At 72.8% G+C, this 13,470-nt stretch carries 16 protein-coding genes and 1 tRNA gene; 8 read left to right on the top strand and 9 right to left on the bottom strand.

Features of this window, described 5'->3' with window-relative positions; genetic code table 11:
• Window positions 1-75: 75 nt before the first annotated feature.
• Genes AB0C04_RS12405 through AB0C04_RS12390 form a run of 4 tightly spaced genes read left to right on the top strand, consistent with a single transcriptional unit; the run spans window position 76 to window position 3,001 of the window.
• Window positions 76-663: a sigma-70 family RNA polymerase sigma factor gene (locus AB0C04_RS12405; protein ID WP_357052384.1), complete on the top strand. Its 588-nt coding sequence runs from the start codon at window positions 76-78 to the stop codon at window positions 661-663.
• A gap of 34 nt (window positions 664-697) precedes the next feature.
• A complete protein-coding gene (locus tag AB0C04_RS12400) occupies window positions 698-1,222 on the top strand; it encodes a MauE/DoxX family redox-associated membrane protein (protein ID WP_357052381.1) in 525 nt (174 codons plus the stop codon).
• Window positions 1,215-1,931 carry a thioredoxin domain-containing protein gene (locus tag AB0C04_RS12395; protein WP_357052379.1) on the top strand — a complete coding sequence of 239 codons (717 nt, stop codon included), beginning with the start codon at window positions 1,215-1,217 and terminating at the stop codon, window positions 1,929-1,931. The genes AB0C04_RS12400 and AB0C04_RS12395 overlap by 8 nt, the downstream gene beginning before the upstream one ends.
• A complete protein-coding gene (locus tag AB0C04_RS12390; RefSeq protein WP_357052376.1) occupies window positions 1,928-3,001 on the top strand; it encodes a hypothetical protein in 1,074 nt (357 codons plus the stop codon). The genes AB0C04_RS12395 and AB0C04_RS12390 overlap by 4 nt, the downstream gene beginning before the upstream one ends.
• 9 nt (window positions 3,002-3,010) lie before the next feature.
• Here the strand turns inward: AB0C04_RS12390 and AB0C04_RS12385 are convergent, their stop codons facing one another.
• From AB0C04_RS12385 to AB0C04_RS12370, 4 genes are read right to left on the bottom strand one after another with little or no spacing between them, the layout of a single operon-like run.
• The gene (locus AB0C04_RS12385; RefSeq protein WP_357052373.1) at window positions 3,011-3,784 is read right to left on the bottom strand and encodes an ABC transporter ATP-binding protein; all 774 of its coding nucleotides are present in this window, start codon (window positions 3,782-3,784) and stop codon (window positions 3,011-3,013) included.
• Window positions 3,781-4,551 carry a cobalt ECF transporter T component CbiQ gene (gene cbiQ / locus AB0C04_RS12380; protein WP_357052370.1) on the bottom strand — a complete coding sequence of 257 codons (771 nt, stop codon included), beginning with the start codon at window positions 4,549-4,551 and terminating at the stop codon, window positions 3,781-3,783. Before cbiQ ends, AB0C04_RS12385 begins: the two co-directional genes overlap by 4 nt.
• A gap of 5 nt (window positions 4,552-4,556) precedes the next feature.
• Window positions 4,557-4,997 (bottom strand): PDGLE domain-containing protein, encoded by a 441-nt coding sequence (locus AB0C04_RS12375; protein ID WP_357052367.1) that lies wholly within the window; start codon window positions 4,995-4,997, stop codon window positions 4,557-4,559.
• Window positions 4,994-5,710, bottom strand: coding sequence for an energy-coupling factor ABC transporter permease (locus AB0C04_RS12370; protein WP_357052364.1), 717 nt, complete (start codon window positions 5,708-5,710; stop codon window positions 4,994-4,996). Before AB0C04_RS12370 ends, AB0C04_RS12375 begins: the two co-directional genes overlap by 4 nt.
• Before the next feature lie 161 nt (window positions 5,711-5,871).
• Here AB0C04_RS12370 and bcp point away from each other — a divergent pair, with 161 nt between their 5' ends.
• The 3 genes from bcp (at window position 5,872) to AB0C04_RS12355 (ending at window position 7,162) form a co-directional block, all read left to right on the top strand.
• A complete protein-coding gene (gene bcp, locus AB0C04_RS12365) occupies window positions 5,872-6,348 on the top strand; it encodes a thioredoxin-dependent thiol peroxidase (protein WP_357052362.1) in 477 nt (158 codons plus the stop codon).
• A 115-nt stretch (window positions 6,349-6,463) separates the two neighbouring features.
• Window positions 6,464-6,549: transfer RNA gene (locus AB0C04_RS12360), tRNA-Leu, on the top strand.
• A gap of 67 nt (window positions 6,550-6,616) precedes the next feature.
• Window positions 6,617-7,162, top strand: coding sequence for a GNAT family N-acetyltransferase (locus tag AB0C04_RS12355; RefSeq protein ID WP_357052359.1), 546 nt, complete (start codon window positions 6,617-6,619; stop codon window positions 7,160-7,162).
• Between the two features lie 64 nt (window positions 7,163-7,226).
• Here the strand turns inward: AB0C04_RS12355 and AB0C04_RS12350 are convergent, their stop codons facing one another.
• From AB0C04_RS12350 to AB0C04_RS12340, 3 genes are all read right to left on the bottom strand, one after another.
• Window positions 7,227-7,553, bottom strand: coding sequence for a hypothetical protein (locus AB0C04_RS12350; RefSeq protein WP_357052356.1), 327 nt, complete (start codon window positions 7,551-7,553; stop codon window positions 7,227-7,229).
• A 69-nt stretch (window positions 7,554-7,622) separates the two neighbouring features.
• Window positions 7,623-8,441 (bottom strand): MOSC N-terminal beta barrel domain-containing protein, encoded by an 819-nt coding sequence (locus tag AB0C04_RS12345; protein WP_357052353.1) that lies wholly within the window; start codon window positions 8,439-8,441, stop codon window positions 7,623-7,625.
• Between the two features lie 4 nt (window positions 8,442-8,445).
• Window positions 8,446-9,279, bottom strand: coding sequence for a class I SAM-dependent methyltransferase (locus AB0C04_RS12340; RefSeq protein ID WP_357052350.1), 834 nt, complete (start codon window positions 9,277-9,279; stop codon window positions 8,446-8,448).
• A gap of 141 nt (window positions 9,280-9,420) precedes the next feature.
• On the opposite strand from AB0C04_RS12340, the gene AB0C04_RS12335 reads away from it, so the two are divergent.
• A complete protein-coding gene (locus AB0C04_RS12335; protein ID WP_357052347.1) occupies window positions 9,421-10,491 on the top strand; it encodes an LCP family protein in 1,071 nt (356 codons plus the stop codon).
• Between the two features lie 98 nt (window positions 10,492-10,589).
• On the opposite strand, the gene AB0C04_RS12330 is transcribed toward AB0C04_RS12335, so the two are convergent.
• Entirely contained in the window at window positions 10,590-12,047 is a 1,458-nt protein-coding gene (locus AB0C04_RS12330; RefSeq protein ID WP_357053670.1) for a sugar transferase, read from the bottom strand.
• Window positions 12,048-12,250: 203 nt separating this feature from the next.
• Window positions 12,251-13,402 (bottom strand): endo-1,4-beta-xylanase, encoded by a 1,152-nt coding sequence (locus AB0C04_RS12325; protein WP_357052344.1) that lies wholly within the window; start codon window positions 13,400-13,402, stop codon window positions 12,251-12,253.
• Between the last annotated feature and the right edge of the window lie 68 nt (window positions 13,403-13,470).

The following is a 13,470-nucleotide window of genomic DNA, read 5'->3' as shown; positions in this document are numbered from 1 at the left end:
TCCCGGCGTGGCGCAGACCATGGAAGCGTCCAAGGACCCTCCAGGCCCCTTTCGCGCCGCGTAACCTGGACTGTCGTGATCCCCGCCCCGCGCCACACCGCCGCCGGCTCGGCCGACCCGGCGCAGGGGGCTGCCCGGGATCCGGCCACCGAGTGGGCGCTGACCGCCCGCGACGGCGATCCCGCGGCGCAGGCCGCGTTCGTCCGGCTGACCCAGGTGGAGGTCTGGCGGTTCGCCGCCGCGCTGGTGGATCCGGACAGCGCGGACGACCTGACCCAGGAGACCTACCTGCGGGCGTTCCGGGCGCTGCCGACGTTCGAGGGCCGCTCCAGCGCCCGTACCTGGCTGCTCGGCATCGCCCGGCGGACCTGCGCCGACCACCTGCGGACGGTGGTCCGGCGCCGACGGCTCGACGCCCGGCTCGCCGCGAACGCCCACACCGACCGGCCGCACCCGGACCCGGCCGGGCAGCTCGGCGCGGCCGACCTGGTGCGCCGGCTCTCCGCCGAGCGCCGCGGCGCGTTCGTGCTCACCCAACTGCTCGGCCTCTCCTACGCCGAGGCCGCCGCCGTCGAGGGGGTGCCGGTGGGCACCATCCGCTCCCGGGTCGCCCGGGCCCGCGACGACCTGGTCGAAGCCGTCAACGACGCGCTCGCCGGCTGACCGGGCGGAACTTCCGGTGGCGACGGGACGACCAATGACCGTGACAACACCCCGCACCCGGGTCGCCGGCTGGCCCGCCGTCCGCCCCTGGCTCGGCGTCGCCGCCCGGCTGGGCCTGGCCGCCGTCTGGCTGCTCGCCGGGGCGTCGAAGATCGACGACCTGGCCGCTTCCGGCCGGGCGGTGAACGCCTACCGGCTCCTGCCGTACGACGTCTCGACGGTGGTCGGCGCGGCGCTGCCCTTCGTCGAGCTGGCGCTGGGGGTGCTCCTGCTGCTCGGGCTGGCCACCCGGCTCAGCGCGGGCGTCTCCGCGGCGCTGCTGGTGGTCTTCATCGCCGGCATCGCCTCGGCCTGGGCCCGCGGCCTCGCCATCGACTGCGGCTGCTTCGGCAGCGGCGGGCAGCTCGCCGAGGGGCAGGCCCCGAGCTACCTCCCGGAGATCCTCCGGGACCTGGGATTCCTGGTGTTGACGGGATTCCTGCTGATCTGGCCCCGCACGCCCGTCTCGGTGGACGGCTGGTTGACGGGCGAACCCGTCGTGGAGGACGAGGATGAGTAGTCGCAAGGGGCAGAAGGGCGCCGCCCAGGTGGTCCGTCAACAGCTGGCCCGGGAGCGGCGGCGCCGGCGGACGATCTGGGTGTCGGTCGCCGCGGTGGTCGTCCTGGTGATCGCCGGCCTGGTCGGCTGGAGCGTCTGGTCCAGCCAGCGGTCGGGCGATTTCACCCCGCCCACCGGGTCCGCCGAGAACGGCACCGGCGTGGTGGCCGGCTCCGGTCCGGTGACCGTCGACATCTACGAGGACTTCCTCTGCCCGGTCTGCAAGCAGTTCGACCAGACCAGCGGGGCCACCATCGACCAGCTGATCAGCGAGGGGAAGATCCGGGTGGTCTACCACCCGGTGGCCTACCTCAACCGCTTCTCCAGCACCGGGTACTCCACCCGCTCGTCGGCCGCCTCCGGCTGCGCCGCCGAGGGCGGCAAGTTCCGGGAGTACGCGAAGGCCCTCTTCGAGCAGCAGCCGCCGGAGGGCAGCGCCGGGCTCACCGACGACCAGCTGATCGACATCGGCGCGGGTGTCGGGCTGGACCGCGACGGGTTCGGCAACTGCGTACGCGAGGGCACCTTCAAGCCGTGGACCGAGCACGTCACCGAGGAGGCGAGCCGGAACAACATCACCGGCACCCCCACGGTGATCGTCGACGGCGAGCAGGTGGGCAACCCCAGCCCGGAGGCGATCAGGGCAGCGGTGGCGGCGGCCGGCAAGTGATCCGCACCCTGCTGACCCGCGCCGGTCTGGTGGCCGCGGGCGTGCTCACCGCCACCCTCGCGACCGCCACCCCGGCCGCCGCGCACGGCGCCGACGCGCCGGACGGCACCGACTACCGCACCACGGTGAGCGGGATCACCCCGATCCGTGACGGGCTGAGCGTCCGGGTGGTCGAGGCGGGCGCACGGCTGGAGCTGACCAACCGCACCGGGCGGCCGGTCGAGGTGATCGGTTACTCCGGCGAGCCGTACCTGCGGGTCGGCCCGGACGGGGTGTTCGAGAACGCGCACTCACCCGCCACGTACCTCAACCGCACCATCGCCGGGGAGACCACGCTGCCGCCGGAGGCCGACCCGGCCGCGGCGCCGTCCTGGCGACGGGTGGCCGACGGACCGAGCGTGCGCTGGCACGACCAGCGCACGCTGTACCGGGAGTCCGCCCCGCCCAGCGCTGTCCGGGCCGCCCCCGAGCGGGAGCACCGGATCCGGGACTGGGCGGTCCCGCTGCGCGACGGCGCCGACCCGGTGGAGATCCGCGGCACGCTGGACTGGGTGCCGCCGCCGGACGCGTACACCTGGTGGGCGATCGCCACGGTCGGCCTGCTCGCCGTCGGCGCGGTCGGGTTGCTGGCCGCCGGGTCGGTGCCCGGCGCCCGGGCGCTCGCCGGACTCGGCGCGCTGCTCGTGGCCGGGGGCGCGGCCGCGGTGGTCTACACCGTGGGCCGGGAACTGGACGCCGGCGCGCAGGGGGCGGGCGGGGTGCTGCTGGGGCTGCTCGGCGGGCAGGTCTGGGCGCTGCTCACCGGCCTCGGCGCGATCGTCGCGGGTGGCTACGCGCTGGCCCGCCGGCCCGCCGCCGATTTCGCCGTGGCGCTGGCCGGCGCCTGCCTGGCGCTCTTCGCCGGGGTGGCGAACGCCGCCGTCTTCGCCCGCTCGGTCGCGCCGGTGCCGTGGCCCGCCACGTCGGCCCGGGTGCTGGTCGCGATCGTCCTCATCGCCGGTGCGGGCGCCACCGCCGCCGGCGTCCTGCGCCTGCACGCCGCCCGCACCCCTGCGGCCACCCGGGTCTGACCCGCGCGGTCAGCGCCGGGCCACCGCCCGGGGGTCGAAGCCGTACGGCAGTTCGAGGCGGTGCCGGGCCAGCAGGTCGGCGTCGGCGAGCAGGTCCGCGGTGGAGGCGTCGGCGACGATCCGGCCGCCGTCGAGGATCACCGAGCGGTCGCAGAGCTCCGCCGCGTACGGCAGGTCGTGGGTCACCATCAGCAGGGTCACCGGCAGGTCGCGCAGGATCTCGGCCAGCTCACGCCGGGCGGCCGGGTCGAGGTTCGACGACGGCTCGTCGAGCACCAGGATCTCCGGGTGCATGGCGAGCACGGTGGCCACCGCCACCCGCCGGCGCTGCCCGAACGAGAGGTGGTGCGGCGCCCGGTCCCGGTGCGCGGACATTCCGACCGAGGCGAGCGCCTCGTCGACCCGGGCGGCCAGTTCCGCGCCACGCAGCCCGAGGTTCGCCGGGCCGAACGCCACGTCCTCGGCGACCGTGGGCAGGAAGAGCTGGTCGTCCGGGTCCTGGAAGACGATGCCCACCCGGCGCCGCACCTCGGCCAGCGTCGCCCGGTCCGGGGTGACGGTCAGCCCACCGACGCTCACGCTTCCCTCGGTCGGCGTGAGGATGCCGTTGAGGTGCAGCACCAGCGTGGTCTTGCCGGCGCCGTTCGGACCGAGCAGGGCCACCCGCCCGCCACGCGGCACGGTGAGGTCCACCCCGTGCAGGGCGTGGTGACCGTCCGGGTAGGCGTAGCGGACCCCGGTGACGTCCAGGCTGGGAGCTGTCGACTGCACGTCGCCGATCATCCCAGCACGACCGCGGTGGCAGCGATGGCGGTCGCCAGCGCCGGCACGGTGGCCGCGACCAGCCACTGCCCGGTGGTGGCTGCACCGGCGCCCTGCCAGACCGCGGGCATCCGACCGGAGTAGCCACGGGAGAGCATGGCCAGGTAGACCCGCTCGCCGCGCTCGAAGGCCCGCAGGAAGAGCGCGCCGACGCCGGCCGCGAAGCCGCGCAGCTGCCAGAGGAAACGCGGGTCGTCGCCCCGGGAGATCCGGGCCACCCGCATCCGCCGCGCCTCGCCGACCAGCACGTCGAGGTAGCGCAGCATGAAGGTGGCGATCTGGGTGAGCACCTGCGGGCAGCGCAGCCGGTCCAGGCCGACGATCAGGTCCCGGGTGGTGGTGGTCGCGGCGAGCAGCAGCGAGACGAGCACCCCGAGGGTGCCCTTCGCCACGATGTTCCAGCTGCCGTAGAGGCCGTCCACCGAGAGGTGCAGCCCGGCCACCTCGACCCGCTCTCCGGCGCCGAGGAACGGCAGCGCGACCGCGAAGAGCAGGAACGGCAGCTCGATCAGCGCCCGGCTGAGCAGCCACCGCGGGCCCACCCGGGCCAGCGCCGCGACCGCCGCCACCAGCAGGGCGTACCCGCCGAAGGCCCAGAAGGCCTCGCGCGGGGTGGAAACCACCGCGATGGTGAAGACCACCATCGCCACGATCTTGACCTCGGGTGGGAGCCGGTGCACGGGCGATCGGCTCTCCCGGTACAGCACGTGCCCGTGCCCGGCTCCCATCGTCGTCAGCTCCGGTCGGCCGAGCCGCCGACCGCGCCGGCCGCCGCTCCGGTGCCCGCCGGCGCCGTCGTCGGGTCGTCGCCGGCGCCACCGGCCGTCGCACCGGTGCCCGGGGAGCGGCGGCGGAGCAGCCAGAAGGCGCCGGCGCCCACCGCGAAGGTGAGCAGCACGCCGAGGACCCCGGAGAGCCCGGTGGAGAGGAACGCGTTGTCGATGCCGCGTACGCCGTAGTCGGCGAGCGGGCTGTCGGCCAGCTCGTGATCCTTGGCCTGCTGGGCCGGGCAGCTGCCGCCGATGATGTTGTCGTCGGCGTCGACGGTGCAGCCCTTGAGCAGAGAGGAGTCCAGGCCGTCCGGGTGGGACGAGGCGTAGTTGCTGACCACGCCGGCGAGCAGCAGCGCGACCAGCAGGCCGCCGACGACGAACATCCAGGGACGCTTGCTCACCGGGCACCTCCTACGGCCGGGACGGCGGGCGCGGCGACCGGACGGAGCCCGCGCAGCGCGTAGACGAGATCGGGGCGGACCTTGGCGACGGTGACCACCGTGGTCGCGGTGATCAGGCCCTCGCCGATGCCGATCAGCAGGTGCGCGCCGGCCATCGTGCCGGCCAGGCCGGCCAGGTTGCCGCCCAGGTCGGTGGTGCCGCCCAGCCAGTACTGCAGGACGAAGCCCTGCGACGCGACCAGCACGCTGAGCACGGCGGAGACGAAGCCGGTCACCGCGAGGCCGCCGGGCGTGCGGGGCAGCACCCGCAGCAGCAGCGCGATCAGCAGGTACGCCGCGGCGGTGCCGATCAGCGCCATGTTGGTGATGTTCAGGCCGAGCATCGCCACGCCCCCGTCACCGAAGACCAGCGCCTGTACGACCAGCACCACCGCCACGCAGAGCGCGCCGACCCAGGGGCCGACCAGCATCGCGGCGAGCGCACCGCCGAGCAGGTGACCGCTCACCCCGGCGGTGAAGATCGGGAAGTTGAGCATCTGCACGGCGAAGATGAACGCGGCGACCAGGCCGGCCATCGGGGCGAGCCGATCGTCCAGGTCCCGCCGGCCGCGCAGCACGCAGATGGTCATGGCGGCCAGTGCGAGCGCCGCGAAGACCGCGGCCACGGGACCGTTGATGATCCCGTTCGAGATGTGCATCGCCAGGGTTTCCACGCGACCTCCCACGCGTCGGCGGGGCCCTCCGCGCCGGCGGGCTCAGACTATTTCCCGAACCTTTCTCTTGCAAAGAGTTGGCATTAAGCAATGGTGTTGATCACGGGCCCACCGCGTGCCGGGGCCGGCCCGCCGACCACCACCGGCGGTAGGGTCGGGCCATGACCGCTCCCGACCGCCTCTCCCCCGGCGACCCGGCACCCGAGTTCAGCCTCCCGACCGACACCGGCGCCACGCTCTCCCTGGCCGACCTGCGCGGCCGCACGGTCATCCTCTACGCCTACCCGGCGGCGATGACCCCCGGCTGCACCAAGCAGGCCTGCGACTTCCGCGACTCGCTCGCCTCGCTCCAGGCCGCCGGCTACGAGGTGGTCGGCATCTCGCCGGACAAGCCGGAGAAGCTGGCCAAGTTCCGCGAGCGGGACGCCATCACCTTCCCGCTCGTCTCGGACTCGGAGAAGGCCGTGCTCACCGCCTACGGCGCGTACGGCGAGAAGCAGCTCTACGGCAAGACGGTGACCGGGGTGATCCGCTCGACCTTCGTCATCGACCCGGACGGAAAGATCGAGCGGGCGCTCTACAACGTCAAGGCCACCGGGCACGTCGCCAAGCTCCGCCGCGACCTGGGCCTCGACTGACCCCGCCCCACCGGGCCGGCACATCCTCGGCACCTGGCCCGACACCGGTACGCCCCCGAGGCGGGACGCCGGCCCCGCGACCGCCGCGGGCCGACGCTCTAGACTCAGCGGGTCGGCGGGAGTGGCGTAATGGCAGCCGCGGTAGGTTTAGGTCCTATTGTCCGAAAGGACGTGGGGGTTCGAATCCCCCCTCCCGCACCACAGCACCCCTGTCACGAGGGTCACTATCGCGGGCCAGCACGGCTGCTGCCGTAACAGGATGGCGGGCGTGAGTTTGCGTTTCGTCCTCGACCCCGACCTGACTCCCGAGCTGCGCGAGCGGATCGTCGCGCTCTGGACGGACGTCTCCAACGCCGGTGGGGCGGTCGGCTTCGTGCCGCCGGTGACCACCGATGACGTCCGCACCCTCGCGGGCCCGGCGTTCGCCGCGATCTCCGACGGGCCGGACCGGCTGCTGCTCGGCTACGCGGGCGACCAGCTCGTCGCCGCGCTGATCTTCACCGACAACCGGTTCAACCTCAAGGCGCACTGGTGCGTGCTCAAGCGGGTGATGGTCCACCCGGACACCCAGGGCAAGGGGTACGGGCTCGCGCTGATGCGAGAGGCCGAGCGCCTGGGCCGAGAGCTGGGTCTGACGGCGCTGCACGTCACCCTGCGAGGCGGGCTGGGGCTGGAGAACTTCTACCAGCGGCTCGGCTACCGGGAGGTCGGCCGGCTGCCCGGCGCGCTGCGGGTCGGCCCCGGCGACGACCGCGACGAGGTCCTCATGTGGCTCGACCTCGTCCCCGCCACGGCCGCCGCCGACCGGCCCTGACCTGAGCCGGGCAACCGGCCCGGGCCCGGGCCGGCGTCGCGGCCGTAGGCGCTGGGTGGTCAGCTCAAGAGAGTGTCGACCCGGTGGCGCGCTGCCGCAGCCGGCCGGCGGCGACAGTGGTCAGCGAGCGCAGCGGCCCCGCCAGCTCGGGCCGGCCGCGGAGCTCCTCCTCCAACCGGACCCGCCACAGCCCGGCCTCGACCAGGCCGGGCTGCTGGTCGGTCGCCCGACGCAGCCGCTCGCGCGTCGCGCCGAGCTGCGCCTGCCAGGCCGGGCCGAACAGTTCGCCGACCTCCGCGCCGAGCAAGTTGAACAGGTCGTCGTCGTGGACCGAACCGACGAACACCCGGGCGGTGTCCCAGGCCACCCGAGGCTGATGCAGCACCGTCATGTCGCCACCTCCGGCTCGAAGATGAGACCATCATCGATCCGCAGGTCGCGGACCACAAGACCGACCGGGTCAGCCGTCGACGCTCACCGGATCGCCCACCACCAGCTGGCCGGTCCGCACCGGGACGAGGTGCAGTCCGAAGAGGAGCTTCTGCCGGACGTTGCGGTACCGCGCCAGCGTGCGCAGCGGCTCCCGGCCGCGTACCCCGGTCTCCTGGTCGGTGGTGGTCACCACGCAGCGGTCGCATGACCCGGCGGCCCGGAACTGGACGCCGCCGATCCGCAGCGACCCGCCCTCCCAACCGTCCTCGGCCCAGGCCGGCGCGCCCTCGACGACCAGGTTGGGGCGGAACCGGCTCATCGGCACCGGATCCTCGCCGGCCTCGACGAGCCAGTCGTTGAGCGCGGTCAGCGACGCGGCGTTGGCCAGCAGCAGCGGGTAGGCGTCGGCGAAGCTGACCTGGTCGCCGGTGTCGTGCGCGCGCTCGGCGGCGGCGAGATGCCGAGCGGGGTGCGCCAGCCAGACCAGCCGGACCGGCCGGCCGAGCAGCGCGCTCAGCCAGCCGTCCGCCACCGGGCCGGCGGGCAGCGCGGGGACGGGGAGTTTGCGGTTGCGGAAGGTGCGCGCCAGGACCGGGTCGCCACCGGCCGGCTCGGGCACGTCGAGGTCGGGCTGCCCGTCGGCGCGCAGCAGCAGACCGCCGTCGCGGGGCGTCGCGTGCAGCCCGACCAGCCGGGTGGTCTCCCGTTGGGTGACGCCGACACCGTCGGCGTCGACCACCATCCAGCGCCGGTCGCCGGCGAGCCCCCACGGCTGCACGACCGCGCCGTCGTGGTCGAGCCGGTGACAACCCTTGACCGGGTACGTGGATATCGCGTTCAGCCGCACGCGGCTACCATGCCACGCCGATGCCGTCCCCGGGATACCAGTGGTTGGCCGGGGTCTCCCGGTAGGCGAGGAACCGCCGGCCGGTCCGCTCGGCGTGCTCGGCGAGGACGTTGGTGGTCGTGACGTTGTCGGTGAGCAGGATCGCGCCCGGGGCGAGCTTCGGCTCCACCGCCTCGAACTCGCGCTTCTCGTGAGCCCGGCTGTGGTCGCTGTCGTGCAGGAAGAGGTCGACCGGTCGGTCGAGCGCGGCGATCGAGGCGATGGAGTCGCCGATCACCAGGTCGACCACCTGCGACCAGGGCGCGGCGTGGGCCAGGTAGCCCGCCTCGGGGTTGATGTCCAGCGAGGTGAGCCGCCCGGGATGCCCCTCCTCGGCGTTGCGCAGCAGGGCCGAGGCGAGCACGCAGCTGCCGAGTCCCTTGTCCACTCCGGTCTCCACCACGTGCGACGGGCGGGTGGCCCGGACGATGGCGTACCAACCGATCCGGCGGGCGTAGCGGACCTGCCGGTCGGCGAGGCCACGGCGGGCGGCGCCGGCGGTGGCCTGTTCGATGTGCCGGCGCAGCACGTCGTCGGACTCGATCTCGGCGAGGTAGCCGCGGACCTGCTTCACCGGCAGGTCGCAGACGACGCTGACGAACCAGGCCAGGTGGTGGCGGCTGAGCTTGGTCAGCTCGTACGTGTAGTTGTGGTGCTCCCGGGAAGTGACCAGCCAGCGGGCCGAGGTGCGCAGCACCTTGGCGTCGTGGCGGGCGACCCGGGCCAGCCGCTTGGGGAAGGCGGCAACGGGGGCGAGGGGGGTACGGGCGATCGCCCGCCGGAGCTTCGTTGCATCCACGGGTTGGTTCATACCAGGTGAAGCTGGCCGATGGCTGAAAATGCTCATGTTCGATATGCGCGACGACGGCGGCCGACCGGTGCGCGGTCCTGGCCGGACGAGGGTACGCGAGCCGGAACCTGAATCAGTAGCATCGCGCCCATGCCACGTCGAGAGCAGACCGCGGACCCCGGCTCGGACGAGACGAACGGGTTGACCGGCGGACCGGAGCAGGAGCCGACCGCGGCGCAGCCACCCCGGCGCCGGCGGTGGCGGCGGATAGTCCTGATCAGTCTGCTGGTGGTGGCCCTGCTGGGCGCCGGTGGCGCGGTCGCCGGCGGGCTCTACCTGCGTTCGGTGGAGTCGGGCATCGAGCGGGTCGACGCCTTCGAGGACGTGCCCGAGGAGGCCCGCCCGCAGCCGGTCGTCAAGGGCGCGATGAACATCATGATCCTGGGCAGCGACACCCGTGATCCAGAGCGGACGGAGGGCTCCCGGACCGACACCATCATCCTGGCCCACCTGCCGAAGGACCGGTCGAGCGCGCAGCTGATCTCGATCCCCCGCGACACCTGGGTGCCGGTGCCCCGGTCGAAGGACGGCAACCACGGCGGCCGGGACGCGAAGGTCAACGCCGCCTACGCCTGGGGCGGCGTGCCGCTGATGGTGCAGACCGTGGAGAAGTTCACCGACGTCCGGATCGACCACGTCGCGATCATCGACTTCGCCGGCTTCAAGGAGATCATCGACGCCCTTGGCGGGATCGACGTCAACGTGGAGAAGAGTTTCACCTCGATCCACCCGCCGTTCCGCGCCTTCAAGCAGGGGGTGCAGCGGATGGACGGCGAGGCGGCGCTCGACTACTCGCGCCAGCGCAAGCAGTTCGCCGACGGCGACTTCGCCCGGATCCGGCACCAGCAGCAGGTCATCAAGGCGATTCTGGACAAGGCGTCCTCCGGTGGCCTGCTGACGAACCCCGGCAAGCTGAACTCGTTCCTGCAGGCCACCTCGAACTCGGTCTCGGTCGACAAGAACATGTCCCTGCTGGACATGGCGAACCAGATGCGCGGAGTGCGCGGCAGCAACCTGACGTTCCTCACCAGCCCCACCAAGGGCACCGGCACAGTCGGTTCGGAGAGCGTGGTCTTCGCCGACTCGAAGCGGGTCCCGTCGTTCTACGAGGCGGTGCGGCGGGACGCGGTGCCGGACATCATCGCGCAGGGCAAGAAGTAGCCGACCGGGTCGCCCGACGGGCGGCCCGGCGCCGACACGCGAAACGGGCGGTGGCCGCGAGGCCACCGCCCGTTTCGCGTCGCTCGTGCGGCGCTCGATCAGTACGCGCCGCGGCGGGCCAGCACCACACTGGCCGTCCGCCAGAGGATGCCCAGGTCGTAGACGAGCGACCAGTTGTCCACGTAGTGCAGATCCAGCCGGACCGCGTCGTCCCAGGTCAGGTCTGAGCGGCCGGAGATCTGCCAGAGCCCGGTGATGCCGGGGCGCACCAGCAGCCGCCGCCGGACGTCGCCCCGGTAGTCGTCGTCCTCGGTGGGCAGCGGGCGCGGACCGACCAGCGACATCTGCCCGAACACCACGTTGATCAGCTGGGGCAGCTCGTCCAGCGAGAGCGCCCGCAGGTGCCGGCCGATCGGAGTGACCCGCGGATCGTCCTTGATCTTGAAGAGCAGGCCGTCGCTCTCGTTCTGCCCCCGCAACGCCTCCAGCCGCTGCTCGGCGTCGGTGTACATGGTCCGGAACTTCCACACCTTGAACGCGCGGCCCTGGTAGCCGATCCGGGTCTGCCGGAACATCACCGGGCCCGGGTCGGTGACCTTGATGGCGATCGCGATCGCGAGCAACACCGGGCTGAGCAGCACCATTCCGAGCAGCGCGGCGGCCCGGTCGAGCACGCTCTTGGTCAGCAGCGAGAGGCCGGAGATGGTCGGCTCCTCGACGTTGAGCAGCGGCAGCCCCTCGATCGGACGGACGTGGATGCGGGGACCGGTGACGTCGGTGACCTGCGGCACCACCACCAGGTTCAGCCCGGTGCCCTCCATCTGCCAGGCCAGCTTCCGCAGCTCGTACGACTCCAGGCTGGCCGGGCCGCAGACGGCGATGGTGTCCGCTCCGAGCTGCTGCACCAGCGGCACCAGGTCCCAGCCCACGTAGACCGGCACCGGGGCGGTCACCCGCTCCCCCGGCCGCGGATGATTCGGTAGGTGGATGCCGATCGGGCGGAACCCGGCGCCGGGGTTGCGGGTCACCACCTCGTGCAGCGCGAGCGCGTCGGAGAGCCGGCCCACCAATAGCACCTTCTGCGACGCCCGCCCGCTACGCCGGATGCGGCGCAGCACCACCCGGGCCGCGAACCGGGCCACCAGGGCGTAGAGAAGCAGGCAGAGGATGATCGCGGCGACGGTCGCCCGGGACAGGTCCTTCTTGAAGCCGAGGGCCAGGAACGACACGGCGGCGGCCATCGCCACGTTGGCCCGGACCACCCGCTTGAGCTCCTCGGTGCCACGCCCGAGCGCCTGCCGGTCGTACGCGCCGAGAGCGGCGAGCATGACCAGCCAGCCCAACGGCACACCGACGTTCGCCACCAGCGAGAACGAGCTGATGCCACCGAGGATCTGCTGGTCCCAGAAGCCGGCGTCGGCCTCGTCGAGCGCGACCACGACCGTCCGGCTGGCCGCCAGCGCGGCGAGGGCGTCGAGCACGACCAGCCAGGCCACGTAGCGTCGGCGCCAGACCGCTCGCGGGGCCACCGGACGACCGAACGCCGACCGGGGCATGCCGTTGGATGGCGGTGTGATGACCCCGAAATCGGGGTCGAACCTCGGCGCCGCCTGCGGCGCGACAGCCTGGAGGAACTGAGTGTGCGCGGACACGACCTTCCTTTCCCACATCGCCCCCGGCGGGAGATCGCGACGAGCACCCTATGTGCTGGCGCGGTGCCCTGCCTAGTGGCGGTTCGGCCGTACCTGGCCTGGTCTGATCAGTTCGTCGACTGTCGATGGCGCGACCGCAGCTCCTGCATCAGCGCGTCGTGGGCCGGTTTCGGCCTGAATTCCCGGTCGTACACACAGGCGGCTCCGTAGCCCGGGAAGTGCGCGCCGATCCAGCTGCTGCCGTCGGAGAACCCCCAGAGCGTGAACGACTCACAGGTCGACACGGCCAGACAGGTCGTGAGCATGTGCTGGTAGAGCAGCGCCTGCGAGACCAGCTTCTCCGGCGTCGCCGGCAGCTTGACCCGGACGTCGAGTTCGGTGATGGCGACCGACACGCCCAGATCCGCGAAACGCTGAAGGTTCCCGACGATGCCGGTGGGTGCCTGATCGGCACGCAGGTGGCTCTGGAAGCCGACACCGTGCACCGGCACCCCACGCGCCCGAAGGTCTCGGACCAGGCCCAGCAGGGCGTCCGCCTTCTTGGACCGGCCCTCCGCCCCGTAGTCGTTGATGAAGAGCCGGGCGTCGGGGTCGGCCTCGTACGCCCAGCGGAACGCGTCGGCGATGTAGCCGGGCCCGAGTTTGCGCAGGAAGATGTTGTCCCGCAGAGTCCCGTCCTCGTTCAGCGCCTCGTTCACCACGTCCCAGGCCCACACCTTGCCCCGGTAGCGGGTGACGACGGTGACGATGTGCTCGCGCATCAGCGCGCGGAGACGTTCGGCTGACCAGTCGTCGGTCACCCAGGACGGAACGCTGGCGTGCCAGACCAGGGTGTGGCCGTAGACGGCCTGACCGTGCGCGTGGGCGAACTCCACGAGCCGGTCGGCCGCGGTCCAGTCGTACTCTCCCCGTCGGGGCTCGAGGCTCGCCCACTTCATCACGTTCTCGGCCGTCACCGCGTTGAAGTTGGCGGCGAGCGTCTCGCGATATTGCTGGTCGGCGGCGAGCCGTCGCCCGTCGACCGCGGAGCCGATCCGCATGTTCGGCGACGCGAGGCCGCGCAGCCCGGACCAGGACGGCGACGGCGAGGGGGAAGCGGACGGCAACGTCTGCGTTTCGCCCCGTTGTGACTGGGCGACGAGCACCCCGCCGACCGCGACGGTGGCCACCACGGTCAGCGCGGCCAGCCGGATCAGGCCGCGTTGTCGCCGTCGACGTCGCCGAAGGGCGTCAACTGCGGGATCCGCCGCGTCGTCCACCGTCCATGCCGCTTGCCGACCGACGTCCCTGGTGGGATCGGCCGCACGGACGGCAGATCCGGCGGGGA

The organism is Micromonospora sp. NPDC048909, from assembly GCF_040649635.1.
Classification (GTDB): Bacteria; Actinomycetota; Actinomycetes; order Mycobacteriales; family Micromonosporaceae; genus Micromonospora.
This window is presented reverse-complemented; position numbering and strand designations above follow the sequence as displayed.